At 66.4% G+C, this 12,183-nt stretch carries 16 protein-coding genes; 13 read left to right on the top strand and 3 right to left on the bottom strand.

The window, feature by feature from the left end; genetic code table 11:
- Positions 1 to 227 precede the first annotated feature (227 nt).
- The 8 genes from L1Z78_RS27950 (at position 228) to L1Z78_RS27915 (ending at position 6,160) form a co-directional block, all read left to right on the top strand.
- Positions 228 to 377 carry a hypothetical protein gene (locus tag L1Z78_RS27950; protein ID WP_234639546.1) on the top strand — a complete coding sequence of 50 codons (150 nt, stop codon included), beginning with the start codon at positions 228 to 230 and terminating at the stop codon, positions 375 to 377.
- Between the two features lie 19 nt (positions 378 to 396).
- The gene (rpmH, locus tag L1Z78_RS27945) at positions 397 to 531 is read left to right on the top strand and encodes a 50S ribosomal protein L34 (RefSeq protein ID WP_012207856.1); all 135 of its coding nucleotides are present in this window, start codon (positions 397 to 399) and stop codon (positions 529 to 531) included.
- A gap of 58 nt (positions 532 to 589) precedes the next feature.
- Complete coding sequence (locus L1Z78_RS27940) at positions 590 to 1,102, top strand: ribonuclease P protein component (RefSeq protein ID WP_234639545.1); 513 nt, start codon at positions 590 to 592, stop codon at positions 1,100 to 1,102.
- The gene (gene yidD, locus L1Z78_RS27935; RefSeq protein WP_234639544.1) at positions 1,099 to 1,389 is read left to right on the top strand and encodes a membrane protein insertion efficiency factor YidD; all 291 of its coding nucleotides are present in this window, start codon (positions 1,099 to 1,101) and stop codon (positions 1,387 to 1,389) included. The genes L1Z78_RS27940 and yidD overlap by 4 nt, the downstream gene beginning before the upstream one ends.
- Positions 1,386 to 3,092, top strand: a complete 1,707-nt coding sequence (yidC, locus tag L1Z78_RS27930) for a membrane protein insertase YidC (RefSeq protein WP_234639543.1) — start codon at positions 1,386 to 1,388, stop codon at positions 3,090 to 3,092. The genes yidD and yidC overlap by 4 nt, the downstream gene beginning before the upstream one ends.
- 100 nt (positions 3,093 to 3,192) lie before the next feature.
- The gene (gene mnmE, locus L1Z78_RS27925) at positions 3,193 to 4,617 is read left to right on the top strand and encodes a tRNA uridine-5-carboxymethylaminomethyl(34) synthesis GTPase MnmE (protein ID WP_234639542.1); all 1,425 of its coding nucleotides are present in this window, start codon (positions 3,193 to 3,195) and stop codon (positions 4,615 to 4,617) included.
- Between the two features lie 217 nt (positions 4,618 to 4,834).
- Positions 4,835 to 5,314 (top strand): Crp/Fnr family transcriptional regulator, encoded by a 480-nt coding sequence (locus L1Z78_RS27920; protein ID WP_012207851.1) that lies wholly within the window; start codon positions 4,835 to 4,837, stop codon positions 5,312 to 5,314.
- A 153-nt stretch (positions 5,315 to 5,467) separates the two neighbouring features.
- Positions 5,468 to 6,160: a hypothetical protein gene (locus L1Z78_RS27915; RefSeq protein ID WP_234639541.1), complete on the top strand. Its 693-nt coding sequence runs from the start codon at positions 5,468 to 5,470 to the stop codon at positions 6,158 to 6,160.
- A gap of 21 nt (positions 6,161 to 6,181) precedes the next feature.
- Here L1Z78_RS27915 and L1Z78_RS27910 read toward each other — a convergent pair whose 3' ends face one another.
- Positions 6,182 to 6,739, bottom strand: a complete 558-nt coding sequence (locus tag L1Z78_RS27910) for an adenine phosphoribosyltransferase (RefSeq protein WP_234639540.1) — start codon at positions 6,737 to 6,739, stop codon at positions 6,182 to 6,184.
- 98 nt (positions 6,740 to 6,837) lie between these two features.
- Between L1Z78_RS27910 and L1Z78_RS27905 the strand changes: the two genes are divergently transcribed.
- Genes L1Z78_RS27905 through L1Z78_RS27890 form a run of 4 tightly spaced genes read left to right on the top strand, consistent with a single transcriptional unit; the run spans position 6,838 to position 9,851 of the window.
- Positions 6,838 to 7,839 carry a KpsF/GutQ family sugar-phosphate isomerase gene (locus L1Z78_RS27905; RefSeq protein ID WP_234639539.1) on the top strand — a complete coding sequence of 334 codons (1,002 nt, stop codon included), beginning with the start codon at positions 6,838 to 6,840 and terminating at the stop codon, positions 7,837 to 7,839.
- Complete coding sequence (locus L1Z78_RS27900; RefSeq protein WP_234639538.1) at positions 7,839 to 8,399, top strand: KdsC family phosphatase; 561 nt, start codon at positions 7,839 to 7,841, stop codon at positions 8,397 to 8,399. The genes L1Z78_RS27905 and L1Z78_RS27900 overlap by 1 nt, the downstream gene beginning before the upstream one ends.
- Entirely contained in the window at positions 8,396 to 9,013 is a 618-nt protein-coding gene (gene lptC, locus L1Z78_RS27895) for an LPS export ABC transporter periplasmic protein LptC (protein ID WP_234639537.1), read from the top strand. Before L1Z78_RS27900 ends, lptC begins: the two co-directional genes overlap by 4 nt.
- A gap of 40 nt (positions 9,014 to 9,053) precedes the next feature.
- A complete protein-coding gene (locus L1Z78_RS27890) occupies positions 9,054 to 9,851 on the top strand; it encodes an SDR family oxidoreductase (protein WP_234639536.1) in 798 nt (265 codons plus the stop codon).
- Between the two features lie 101 nt (positions 9,852 to 9,952).
- Here L1Z78_RS27890 and L1Z78_RS27885 read toward each other — a convergent pair whose 3' ends face one another.
- The gene (locus tag L1Z78_RS27885; protein WP_234639535.1) at positions 9,953 to 10,477 is read right to left on the bottom strand and encodes an RNA recognition motif domain-containing protein; all 525 of its coding nucleotides are present in this window, start codon (positions 10,475 to 10,477) and stop codon (positions 9,953 to 9,955) included.
- A gap of 256 nt (positions 10,478 to 10,733) precedes the next feature.
- Complete coding sequence (locus L1Z78_RS27880) at positions 10,734 to 11,096, bottom strand: RNA recognition motif domain-containing protein (protein ID WP_234639534.1); 363 nt, start codon at positions 11,094 to 11,096, stop codon at positions 10,734 to 10,736.
- A 491-nt stretch (positions 11,097 to 11,587) separates the two neighbouring features.
- Between L1Z78_RS27880 and L1Z78_RS27875 the strand changes: the two genes are divergently transcribed.
- On the top strand, positions 11,588 to 12,166 hold the full coding sequence (locus L1Z78_RS27875) for a TMEM165/GDT1 family protein (protein WP_234639533.1): 579 nt from the start codon (positions 11,588 to 11,590) through the stop codon (positions 12,164 to 12,166).
- Positions 12,167 to 12,183: the final 17 nt, after the last annotated feature.

Here is a 12,183-nt window from a genome sequence, read left to right as displayed (position 1 = left end):
TGTCGAAGTCTAGTTGTGGATAGGAGGAACTGTTGCGAGGCTGCCATTGTAGCTTTTGCGGAAGTTATCCACAAAATATCAGGAGCTTGTCCTCTGCTTTGCCGCAAAATGGGCAGGCATCCTACGGGATCGAAGGGCATTGCATCAAGTGGGCAACGCTGTGATAATCGCGGGTTTCCCTGAATGTGTTCAGGGTGATATGTCCCGCCCGTCTGCATCGGGTCTGCATGCTGCGCCTGGGCGAGGCCGCGAAACCGCGGATCGCCAAGGGCAAGTGCATCGTGCAGATTTTGGCAGACGGCCGGATGGCCTGCCTCTGTGGCGGCCGCCTGCCGTGCTGCTTGAGCGCGCCGGATACGGGACCGGTGCAAAACTGAACCTTCTCAAGGAACCAACATGAAACGTACTTACCAACCCTCCAAGACCCGTCGCGCCCGCACACACGGCTTTCTGGTCCGCATGAAGACCAAGGGCGGCCGCGCCGTGATCAACGCTCGCCGCGCCAAGGGCCGCAAGCGCCTGGCCGTCTAAGGCCAGCCATTGCTGGGCGGTTTGCACGCTGCACCGGACCCCTGACCGGGGTGCTCACATGCAACGGCTGAAAACACGTCCGCAGTTTCAGGCCGCCATGGCAGCCGGTACGGTATCGCGTACCGCGCACTTCGCCTTGCACCGTCTCGTTCTGACGGAGCAGGCGGCAGCCATGGTGCCACCGACAGGGCCCGGATCGCAGGATCCGCAGGCCCTGTTCGGCGTTGGAGCCGTGCGCCAGGACGCCTGGCTGGGTGCCATGGTGCCCAAGCGCTGGGCGCGCCGCTCGGTGACACGGCATGCCATCAAGCGGCAGGTCTATGCCGTGGGCAGCGAGCATGAGGCCATGCTGCGCCAGGGCGCGCATGTGGTGCGGCTGCGCGCGGGCTTCGACAAGCGCCAGTTCGTGAGCGCCACGTCCGATGTGCTCAAGCAGGCGGTACGCGCCGAGCTGCAGCAGCTGTTCGCCCATGCCGCACGGCGTCTGGCGCAGACGGCATCGGCCGCAGCACGGCAGGCGCCGGACGGCGCAACCGCCGCCGCTGGCGAAAGTGCAGGGGTGGCGCCATGATGCAGCGGCTGCTGATGGCGCTGGTGCGCGGCTATCGGCTGATGCTCAGTCCCTGGCTGGGCTCGGCCTGCCGCTTCACGCCGACCTGCTCGGCCTATTCCCTTGAAGCGCTGGAGCGCCACGGCGCTGCGGTAGGCTCCTACCTGACGCTGCGCCGGCTGGCGCGCTGTCATCCGTGGTGTGACGGGGGGCATGACCCTGTGCCAGAGCACAAGCCCAGGCTGTTCACGCGCCTGACGGCTGCGCCCGGAAACACCCAACCTTCCTCACCTAAGAAGTCTTCATGAACGATATTCGCCGCACCATCCTGTGGGTGATATTTGGCTTTTCGCTGGTCTTGCTATGGGACAAATGGCAAGTGCACAACGGCAACAAGGCCACATTCTTCCCCGCGCCGGCCGCCGCAACGGCCCCGGCACCTGAAACGGCCAAGGCGCCCGGCGATGCCGGCGTGCCCGCGCCTGCGGCGACGGCCGGTGCCGGCGAAGTACCCGGCGGCGCCCCCGCGGCGCCCGAAGCTGCACCGCGCCAGAACGTGACCATCAGCACTGACGTGCTGCGCCTGACCTTCGACAGCCAGGGCGGCACGCTGCGCCATGCCGAGCTGCTGAAATACGCCGACTCCGCCCACAAGGACAGGCCCGTCGTGCTGTTCGACGAGAGCGTGCACCGCGTGTACCTGGGGCAGTCCGGCCTGATCGGCGGCGGTTTCCCCACGCACAAGACGGCCATGACCGTGCAGCCCGGCGCGCGCGAACTCAAGGATGGCGAAGACCAGCTGGAGCTTCGCTTCGAGTCGCCCGACATGGGCGGCGTCAAGCTGGTCAAGATCTGGACGCTCAAGCGCGGCGCCTACGACATCGGCGTGCGCCACGAGGTGGTGAACACCGGCACGGCCGCTGTGAACCCGCAGCTGTACCTGCAACTGGTGCGTGACGGCAACAAGCCGGAAGGTGAGGAGTCCACGATGTACTCCACCTTCACGGGCCCGGCCGTCTACACGGACGAGAAGAAATACCAGAAGGTCGAGTTCAAGGACATCGAGAACGGCAAGGCCAGCGTCGAGAAGTCGTCCTCGGGCGGCTACGTGGCCATGGTCCAGCACTACTTCGCCAGCGCCTGGCTGCTGGCCGAGGGCATCCAGCGCGAGAACTTCCTGCGCAAGGTCGATACCAACCTCTACGCCGTCGGCATGATCACGCCCGTGGGCTCCATCGAGCCCGGCCAGAGCAAGAGCGTGGATGCGCGCCTGTTCGCCGGCCCGCAGATCGAAAAGCGCCTGGAAGCGCTGGCCCCCGGCCTGGAGCTGGTCAAGGACTATGGCTGGCTGACCATCCTGGCCAAGCCGCTGTACTGGCTGCTGGACAAGCTGCACGGCTTCCTGGGCAACTGGGGCTGGTCCATCGTGGCCCTGGTGCTGCTGCTGAAGATCGCCTTCTACTGGCTCAATGCCAAGGCCTATGCCTCGATGGCCAAGATGAAGGCCATCAACCCGCGCATCATGGAAATGCGTGAGCGCCTCAAGGACAAGCCCCAGCAGATGCAGCAGGAGATGATGCGCATCTACCGCGAGGAAAAGGTCAACCCCATGGGCGGCTGCCTGCCCATCATCATCCAGATCCCGGTGTTCATCGCGCTGTACTGGGTGCTGCTGTCCAGCGTGGAAATCCGCAACGCGCCCTGGATCGGCTGGATCACCGACCTGTCGGCCAAGGACCCGCTGTTCATCCTGCCCGTGCTGATGACCCTGTCCTCGCTGCTGCAGACCGCGCTGAACCCCGCGCCGCCGGATCCGATGCAGGCCAAGATGATGTGGATCATGCCCCTGGTCTTCAGCGTGATGTTCTTCTTCTTCCCGGCCGGCCTGGTGCTGTACTGGCTGACGAACAACATCCTGTCCATCGCCCAGCAGTGGATCATCAACACCCGCATGGGCGTGCCGCCGCAGTTCAACCTGCCCAACTTCGGCAAGTCCACGCCGGCCAAGTAAGCCGGTACAGGCCCTTGTCCCAAAGCCCGCTTCGGCGGGCTTTTTTCATGGGTGGGCCTATCATCGCGGCCTGTTTTCCTGCCTTTGAAAGCCTTCATCCATGCTGCCCCGCCACAACGACCCCATCGCTGCCATTGCCACCGCTCCCGGGCGAGGCGCCGTGGGCATCGTGCGCGTCTCCGGCAAGGGCGTGGCACCGCTGGCGCGCGCGCTGTGCGGCCGCGACCTCAGGCCGCGCGAGGCCACCTACCTGCCGTTTCGTGATGCCCAGGGCGGCCCCATAGACCACGGCCTGGCGCTGTTCTTCCCGGCTCCACACAGCTACACGGGTGAAGACGTGCTGGAGCTGCAGGCCCATGGCGGCCCCGTGGTGCTGCAACTGCTGCTGGCGCGCTGCCTGGAGGCCGCCGCGCAGGCGCCTGGTGAAGGCCACGGCGCCGTGCTGCCGGGCCTGCGCCTGGCCCAGCCCGGCGAATTCACCGAGCGCGCCTTTCTCAACGACAAGATCGACCTGGCCCAGGCCGAGGCCATTGCCGACCTGATCGATGCCAGCACCGAGGCCGCCGCGCGCAGTGCCAGCCGCTCGCTGTCGGGCGCCTTTTCCGAGGAGATCCATGGCCTGCGCGATGCGCTGGTGCACCTGCGCATGCTGGTGGAGGCCACGCTGGACTTTCCCGAGGAGGAGATCGACTTCCTGCAAAAGGCCGATGCCAGCGGCCAGCTCGCGCGGCTGCGCGGCCGGCTGGACCAGGTGCTGGCGCGCGCCCACCAGGGCGCCCTGCTGCGCGAGGGCATCAAGGTGGTGATCGCGGGCCAGCCCAATGCGGGCAAGAGTTCGCTGCTCAACGCGCTGGCCGGGGCCGAGCTGGCCATCGTCACGCCCATCGCCGGCACCACGCGCGACAAGGTGCAGCAGACCATACAGATCGAGGGCGTGCCCCTGCATGTGATCGACACCGCAGGCCTGCGCGAGAGCAGCGACGAGGTCGAGCGCATCGGCATCGCGCGTGCCTGGGACGAGATCGCCGCCGCAGATGCCGTGCTCTTCCTGCACGACCTCACACGCATGGGCGAGGACGGCTATCTGGCGGCCGATGCCGCCATTGCCCGGACCCTGGCCCAGACGTTGCCGGGCCAGGTGCCCGTCATCGATGTCTGGAACAAGACCGATCGCGCGGAACCTGCCCGGATGCGGGCCCATGGCGGCCGTGAAGGCAGCGTGGCACTGTCGGCACGCACGGGCGACGGCCTGGATGCCCTGCGCCGGCGCCTGCTCGATGTGGCCGGCTGGCAGTCCGCGCCTGAAGGCCTGTATCTGGCGCGCGCGCGCCATGTGGAGGCCTTGCAGGCCGTGGCCGTCCACCTGGACGAGGCCGAGCATCAGCTGGCGGCGCAGGCGGCCCACCTGGACCTGCTGGCCGAGGAACTGCGCCTGGCCCAGGTCGCGCTGAACTCCATCACCGGGGAATTCAGCTCCGACGATCTGCTGGGCGTGATCTTCTCCAGCTTCTGCATCGGCAAGTGACAGGGCCGCCGGACAGGGCCTGCACGTTCGCACGGATGGCGCCGCCGCAGCGATATTTATCTTTTGCTACAAAATTTGCCGGCGAAAACCCGCGTGCCGGCATTGGCGTGCTGGCTGCCGTCGCTTAGCATGCGGCGTGCCGCAGCGGCCGTCGTCGCTGCCTGCCGACGGGCCCAGCCCCGACGCGGGTGCGCGGCCCCTTCGAACCGGATCCGCCATGTCTTCTTCCTCCCACAATGATTTGCGGCCTCTGGCCCAGGCCATGTCGTCGGCCGTGGCTGTCGACGGTGTGCAGAACGCGCTGACCCTGGAGCAATGGGATCTGCTGGCGCCCTACCTGGTGCCGGTGACGCTGGCGGCGGGCGAGTTGCTGTTCGCCGAGGGGTCGCTGGATCGCAACCTGTATTTCGTGGAATCCGGCAGCCTTAGCGTGCACTACCAGGATGCCAAGGAGCGCATCCGTCTGGCCATCGTCGGGCCTGGCTCCATCCTGGGCGAGGGGGCCTTCTTCGCCCACCGTGCACGCCATGCTACCGTGCAGGCCGCCGCCCCCGGGCGCCTGTGGTGCCTGACGGCCATGCGCTTCGCCGAGCTCAGCAATCGCCAGCCCGGTGTGGCGCTGGCGCTGGTGATGGCCGCCGGGCAGGTCCTGGCCCGCCGCGCGGTGGACAGCCGCCGCCGTGTGGCCAGCACCTGAGGCCGGGGATTCGGGGCGACGCTCGGGTTACAGCGACGGTTTTGCGCTGCGACAAATTGATACAGCGGTTTTTGCAACACCTGTGCTCAAAATGTCGCCAAGTTGCAGGCACAATCCGCGAGTTTGTGACTATTCGTGACAATGAGAGCGCCCATGTCCGTGTTCAACTGGTTTTCCCGCAAGCCCCAGCCGGATCAGAGCCATGGTTCGCCTGGAGACGGTGGCCAGGCCGCTGCAGCGATGCGCCGCAGCGAGCGTTCCGAGCGCCGTGAACAGCTCTATGGCGTGGTACGCGATGTCATGGTGCGTGCCGGCGTGTTGTCTGCCAGCTACAAGTTCAAGGTGCTTTCGCTGGACAACGTGGGCCAGCGCTTCGTGGTGATGATGGACCTGGCGCGGGCCTATGCCAGCGAGACGGCCCGCCTCAGCGAGATCGAGGCCATGCTGGCCCAGGCCGCCAAGGCGCGCATGGGTGCGGTCGTGACGGCCGTCTACTGGCGTGTCAGCGACCAGAATGCAGCGGCACAGGCGCAGGCCCACTCGATGGTCGCTTCCCGCCTTCCCCGCCCGGCGCAGCCCGTGGCCGCGGCGGTCCAGGCTCCGGCGCCCCAGCGTCGCAGGCAGGACATGGCGCCGTTCGAGCCCATAGACGACCAGGAAATGGCGGCCTTCAAGATGGCCGTGGCCGCCACGCCCGCCACGGGCCGGTCCGGCGCTGCGTCGGCCGGCGTTCGCCGCTCAGGTCCTCTGCTCGGCCCGGGCGCGGGCGAGCGCGGCGCGGACTTTCCCAACAGCTCGCTCGACCACCTGGACCTGGGTGTGACCCAGTACGGCGAACTGCGCTGACTGGCGCGGGAGTGGCCGGGTTCAGTGGCCCGCGAAGTCCACCAGCGTGAACAGCGGCAAGCCGCTGTCGCGAAGAAGGGCCGAGCCGCCCAGTTCGGGCAGGTCCACGATGGCCGCCCCCTCGATCACGCTGGCCCCGAGCTTTTCCAGCAGCCGCTTGCCGGCCATCATGGTGCCTCCCGTGGCGATCAGGTCGTCGATCAGGAGAACGCGGTCGCCGGCCTTGACCGCATCGGTGTGCAGCTCCACGGTGGCGCTGCCGTATTCCAGCTCGTAGGTCTCCTCCACGGTCGTGAACGGCAGTTTGCCCTTCTTGCGGATGGGCACGAAACCCACGCCCAGCTCATGGGCCACCACGGCGCCCAGGATGAAGCCGCGCGCGTCCAGCCCGGCCACCACGTCGGGGCGCAGGCCGCGCTGCATGTAGCGGTGCACGAAGGCATCGGTCATGACGCGAAAGACCTGGGGGTCTTGCAGCAGGGGCGTGATGTCGCGGAACTGCACGCCGGGCGCCGGCCAGTCGGCAACGGTGCGGATGTGGGCGCGCAGATAGTCGTTGACGCTGGTGGTGGTGTGCATGGCGAGGGCTCGGGAGCAGGGGCAGGGAGCGGCCAGTGTACCCAGTCGTCCGACCGGGCCGGACGCCGGCCATTGGCGAGTCCGCCTAAAATCTCCAGATGAATTCTGATGCTGCCACCCTGGATGCGCAGGGCGCGCCACGCGCCCTGCGCCTGGCCCGTGACACCCTGGGTATCGAGGCCGAAGCCCTCCACGCCATGTCGCAGCGCCTGGACGGCGTCTTCGGCGAGGTGGTGGAGCGCATTTTGCGGCTGTCCGGCCGCGTCGTCGTGATGGGCATGGGCAAGAGCGGCCATGTCGGTCGCAAGGTGGCCGCCACGCTGGCTTCCACGGGCACGCCCGCCTTCTTCGTGCACCCGGCGGAGGCCAGCCACGGCGATCTGGGCATGGTGACCGGCATCGATCTGGTGCTGGCGCTGTCCAACAGCGGCGAGGCTGATGAGCTCGCCGCGCTGCTGCCCGCCATCAAGCGCCAGGGCATACCGCTGGTGGCCATGACCGGCGGCGCGCAATCGACCTTGGCTCGCCATGCCGACTGGGTGCTGGATACCCGCGTGGAGCGCGAGGCCTGTCCGCTGAACCTGGCGCCCACGGCCAGCACCACGGCGCAGATGGCCATGGGCGATGCGCTGGCCGTGGCCCTGCTCGATGCGCGTGGCTTCGGTGCCGAGGATTTCGCACGCTCCCATCCGGGCGGTGCGCTGGGCCGCAAGCTGCTGACCCATGTGCGCGACGTGATGCGCAGTGGCAGCGAGCTGCCGCAGGTCGGCACCGGGGCCGGATTCGTCGAGCTGATGCGCGAGATGAGCACCAAGGGCCTGGGCTGTTCGGCCATCGTCGATGCGGCCGGCGTGCTCCAGGGCATCTTCACCGACGGCGATCTGCGCCGCCGCGTGGAGGCCGGCATGGACCTGCGTGCGCTGCGGGCCGGCGATGTCATGCACAAGGGCCCCCGCACCATCGCCGAAGACGCGCTGGCCGTCGATGCCGCCCGCATGATGGAGGAGCATGGCATCACCGCCGTGCTGGTGACCGATGCGCAGCAACGGCTGCGCGGCGTGGTCCATATCCGCGACCTCATGCGCGCCAAGGTGATCTGATGGCGCGACTTCCACTGACTGCCGTGCAGACCTGGGACGCGCAACTGCTGCTGCGGGCGCAGGACGTGCGGGTGGCGTTCTTCGACGTTGATGGCGTGCTGACCGATGGCGGGCTGTTGTTTTCCGGAGAAGGCGAAGTGCTCAAGCGCTTCAACACGCTGGACGGCCACGGCCTGAAGCTGCTGCAAAAGGCCGGCATCACGCCTGCCGTGGTGACGGGGCGCGACTCACCGGCGCTGCGCCTGCGGCTGCAAAACCTCGGCGTCACGCATGCGCGCTTCGGCACGGAGGACAAGGTGCCGGCGGCCGAGGCCATCCTGGGCGAACTGGGCCTTCAGTGGCACCAGGCCGCGGCCATGGGCGACGACTGGCCCGACCTGCCCGTGATGCGGCGCTCGGCCTTTGCCTGCGCGCCGGCCAATGCCCATGACGAGGTGCTGGCCGTGGCCGACTGGGTCACGCCACGCAATGGTGGCGAAGGCGCGGTGCGGCAGCTGTGCGACCTGTTGCTGGCCGCGCGCGGGGCCTATGCCGGGCTGCTGGCGGACTACGCATCATGACCCAGGCATGGCGCCGCGTCGGTGACCGGTTTTCCCTGTACCTGCCCGTGCTGCTGATGGGCCTGCTGGCCCTGGGCACCTGGTGGCTGGTGCGCAATGCGCCCCAGCCCCTGGCCAGCGGCACCGAAAAAGCCGTGGCGCACGAGCCCGACTATTTCATGAAGGACTTCTCGATCAAGAGCTTCGACGCCACGGGTCGCCTGAAGAGCCAGATCGAGGGCAGCATGGGCCGCCACTATCCCGATACCGACACGCTGGAGATCGACGACGTGCGAATGTTCGCGGTCTCTCCGGAAGGCCGCATCACGCGCGGCAGCGCCAGGCGTGCCCTGAGCAATGCCGATGGCTCCGAAGTGCAGATGTTCGGCAATGCCGTCGTCACGCGCGAGCCCTTCGTGGCGGCGGGCAAGCAGCCCCAGCCCCAACTGCGGTTCGAGGGCGAATTCCTGCAGGCCTGGCCCAACGAGGAGCGGGTCAGCTCGAACCAGCCCGTGGTGCTGACGCGCGGCAAGGACCGCTTCACCGCCGACAGCATGCAATACAGCAACCTGGACCTGGTGATGAAGCTGCAGGGCCGGGTACGTGGGACGCTGCAGCCGTCCAGGACCCGATAGGAATGGCGCGCGGTGCAGGCGTGCACTGCAGGAGCAGACCATGACGACCTGCGCGAGCCGGCCACCCCTGGCCTTCATCACGGGCGCATCCAGCGGCATTGGCCAGGCCTTGGCCTGGCACTGCTACCAGCAGGGCTGGTCGCTGGCCTTGGTGGCGCGGCGCGGCAGGGTGATGGCGCAATGGGCACAGGAACGAGGCCTGCAGGCCTCGCGCTTTGCCATCTACGAGGCGGATGTGGGCGAGCCCGACAGCATCATCGCCGCAGCCCTGCGCTGCGAGCAGCAGCAGGGACTGCCTGACCTGGTGGTGGCCAACGCCGGCATCAGCTGGGGCGTGGATACCTCGCTGCGCGAGGACATCGATGCCATGCGCAAGGTGCTGGAGGTCAACACACTGGGTGTCGCGGCCACCTTCCATCCTTTCATCGCGCCCATGGTTCGCCGGGGTAGCGGACAATTGGTTGCAATTTCCAGCGTGGCCGGTTTGCGTGGCCTGCCCGGACATGGTGCCTATTGCGCCAGCAAGGCCGCAGTCATTGCCTATTGCGAAAGCCTTCGCATTGAATTGCGTACCAATGGCGTGCAAGTCACCACGGTGGTGCCCGGTTATGTGGATACCCCGCTGACACGGGGTAATCGCTATGCGATGCCTTTCCTATTGGCGCCGCAGGTGTTTGCCGAAAGAGCCTGGCGCGCCATTGCAGCCGGGCGCAGCCTGGCGATCATCCCATGGCAAATGGCATGGGTGGGGCGTCTGATGAAGATTCTACCCAACGCCTTATTTGATCGGTTGCTTGTAGGACGAAAGCGCAAACATCGTCATTTGGGAAATCCATGAACCGTACGACAAGCAGACAATGGGCTGCCGAGTGAGTTCGTGGTCGTAAAAAAGGCTCCTTCAAGAAGCCTTTTATTCGGGATAACACGGGGAGCCTGCGCTCATTCCCCGTTGTTATTGTTGTTGCCCCAGCCACCGCGGCCGCCATTGCGCGGACCCGAGCCGTAGGGGCTGCGAAAGCCCCCATCGCCGCGGCCGCCGTAGCCACCTCCGCCATCGCCACGGCCATAGCCGCCGCGGTCGCCACCGTCACCGCCGCGCCCGTAGCCGCCGCCGTCACCACGGCCACCGCCGCCGTAGCCGCCGCCACCCTCGCCACGGCCATAGCCGCCACCACCACCGCCGCCGCCGAAGCCGCCGGAGCGCGGGGGGCGGGGCTCCATGGGACGTGCTTCGTTCACCACGAGACTGCGTCCGCCCAGTGGCTGGCCATTCATGCCTTGGACGGCGGCCTGTGCTTCGGCATCGCTGCCCATCTCGACAAAGCCGAATCCCTTGGAGCGGCCGGTGTCGCGCTCCATCATGACACGGGCGCTGGTTACAGCGCCGAACTGGCTGAACACCTGCTCCAAGTCGTTGTCACGCACACCGTAGGGAAGGTTGCCGACGTAAAGCTTATTGCCCATCAAAAACTCCTCAACTCCTCATTGCTCACTGGTTTGGCGCTCGGCTTCAGGATGCACAGACGTCAAGTTCTCTGGAGACAGGAACCTGGCCAACCTTCCTAAACACATAGCGTTCGAACGGGTCTGCCCGAAACTAAATTATGAAGCACAAAAATCAAAAAGATAAATGCTCGAAATCGCATACTGATAACGTTTGGCAACAAAAAAGGGGCCCGGAAGGCCCCTTTTTTTGCTAACGCATGCTGCAGGCAGCTGCTCAGTAGCTGCTGCGACGGCCACCGCCGTAGCCGCCGTCGCGGTTGCCACCGCCGAAGCCGCCACCGCCGCCGCCGAAGCCGCCGCCGAAACCGCCGCTGCGGGGAGCACGGGGCTCCATCGGGCGGGCTTCGTTGACGACGAGGTCACGGCCGCCACGGTTTTGGCCGTGCAGGCCCTGGATGGCGGCCTGCGCTTCGGCATCGCTGCCCATTTCGACGAAGCCGAAGCCCTTGGAACGGCCGGTGTCGCGCTCCATCATCACCTTGGCGCTGTTGACGGCGCCGAATTCGCTGAAGGCTTGCTCCAGATCGTTGTCACGGAAAGAGTACGGCAGGTTGCCGACGTAAAGCTTGTTGCCCATGGAGGACTCCTGAAAAAACTGGAAAACGCGATGGAGCCCTAGGGAGTCAACACGGGATGACAACGTTAGAGACGCAAACGCACTCGCCCTCATTGGACCGAAGCCCGAACGAAAGCTCGCCCATTATGTGGCAGAAGTTTTCGCGCGTTATTACTGTTTCGCAAAAATTCGTCTTGTCCACCACAGAAAGGCCCTGGGAGTAACCCTGAAATTGCGGCAGCGCATAAGCATCTGCCGCCATCGCACTCGCCCTGTGCGTGCAGGCCCGGGGGCTGCTATGATCGCGGCCTCAGTCTTTGGGGAGTAGATCGTCCGGTGCCCAGGCGCCGGATGCATGCGTCAACAAACTTGGGCCTTTGCGGCCTATGGCGTATGCGGCCCGCGGTGCAATGCTGCGGGCGACCGGTCGAGACCATTGACCGCGCACCGATCCAAAGGCCGGAGTCGGAGCGTGGTCAATGTGTGCTCTATCCGGCCGGATAAATCCCCACATGGAAGCCTTCCTGATCTCAACCTCCGTCGTCGCCCTTGCCGAGATGGGGGACAAGACCCAGCTGCTCTCGCTCGTGCTGGCCGCGCGTTTTCGCAAGCCCTGGCCCATCGTCCTGGGCATTCTCGTGGCCACCCTGGTCAACCATGCGCTGGCGGGGGCCGTGGGCGCCTGGATCACCAGCTACCTGGGCGAGAACGCCATGCGCTGGATCCTGGGCCTGTCCTTCATCGCCATGGCGATCTGGATGCTCATTCCCGACAAGCTCGACGAGGACGAAGTGTCCGGGCATTCGCGCTGGGGTGTCTTCGGCACCACGCTGGTGGCCTTCTTCCTGGCCGAGATGGGCGACAAGACGCAGATCGCCACCGTGATGCTGGCGGCCAAGTACAACGCCTACCTGTGGGTGGTGGCCGGCACCACGCTGGGCATGATGCTGGCCAACGCCCCCGTGGTCTGGCTGGGAGACAGGCTGGTCAAGCGTGTGCCCATCCGCTTGGTGCATCTGATCTCGGCCGTGATCTTCCTGATGCTGGGCGTGCTGGCCCTGTTCATGCCAGGAGCGGGTGTTTTGGCATAATGGCCGCTCATGCGCCG

It is taken from the genome of Delftia tsuruhatensis, assembly GCF_903815225.1.
Lineage (GTDB): Bacteria > Pseudomonadota > Gammaproteobacteria > Burkholderiales > Burkholderiaceae_C > Comamonas > Comamonas tsuruhatensis_A.
Note: the sequence above shows the minus strand (reverse complement) of the source record. Positions and strands in the feature narration are given on the sequence as shown.

Excerpts from the sequence above, each read along its gene's own strand:
- yidD (WP_234639544.1), top strand. The coding sequence starts at position 1,099 with ATGATGCAGCGGCTGCTGATGGCGCTGGTGCGCGGCTATCGGCTGATG.
- L1Z78_RS27910 (WP_234639540.1), bottom strand. The coding sequence starts at position 6,739 with ATGCACACCACCACCAGCGTCAACGACTATCTGCGCGCCCACATCCGC.
- L1Z78_RS27950 (WP_234639546.1), top strand. The coding sequence starts at position 228 with ATGCTGCGCCTGGGCGAGGCCGCGAAACCGCGGATCGCCAAGGGCAAG.
- L1Z78_RS27890 (WP_234639536.1), top strand. The coding sequence starts at position 9,054 with ATGACGACCTGCGCGAGCCGGCCACCCCTGGCCTTCATCACGGGCGCA.
- L1Z78_RS27875 (WP_234639533.1), top strand. The coding sequence starts at position 11,588 with ATGGAAGCCTTCCTGATCTCAACCTCCGTCGTCGCCCTTGCCGAGATG.
- lptC (WP_234639537.1), top strand. The coding sequence starts at position 8,396 with ATGACCCAGGCATGGCGCCGCGTCGGTGACCGGTTTTCCCTGTACCTG.
- L1Z78_RS27915 (WP_234639541.1), top strand. The coding sequence starts at position 5,468 with ATGTCCGTGTTCAACTGGTTTTCCCGCAAGCCCCAGCCGGATCAGAGC.
- mnmE (WP_234639542.1), top strand. The coding sequence starts at position 3,193 with ATGCTGCCCCGCCACAACGACCCCATCGCTGCCATTGCCACCGCTCCC.
- L1Z78_RS27920 (WP_012207851.1), top strand. The coding sequence starts at position 4,835 with ATGTCTTCTTCCTCCCACAATGATTTGCGGCCTCTGGCCCAGGCCATG.
- yidC (WP_234639543.1), top strand. The coding sequence starts at position 1,386 with ATGAACGATATTCGCCGCACCATCCTGTGGGTGATATTTGGCTTTTCG.
- L1Z78_RS27905 (WP_234639539.1), top strand. The coding sequence starts at position 6,838 with ATGAATTCTGATGCTGCCACCCTGGATGCGCAGGGCGCGCCACGCGCC.
- L1Z78_RS27880 (WP_234639534.1), bottom strand. The coding sequence starts at position 11,096 with ATGGGCAACAAGCTTTACGTCGGCAACCTGCCGTACTCTTTCCGTGAC.
- L1Z78_RS27885 (WP_234639535.1), bottom strand. The coding sequence starts at position 10,477 with ATGGGCAATAAGCTTTACGTCGGCAACCTTCCCTACGGTGTGCGTGAC.
- L1Z78_RS27940 (WP_234639545.1), top strand. The coding sequence starts at position 590 with ATGCAACGGCTGAAAACACGTCCGCAGTTTCAGGCCGCCATGGCAGCC.
- rpmH (WP_012207856.1), top strand. The coding sequence starts at position 397 with ATGAAACGTACTTACCAACCCTCCAAGACCCGTCGCGCCCGCACACAC.
- L1Z78_RS27900 (WP_234639538.1), top strand. The coding sequence starts at position 7,839 with ATGGCGCGACTTCCACTGACTGCCGTGCAGACCTGGGACGCGCAACTG.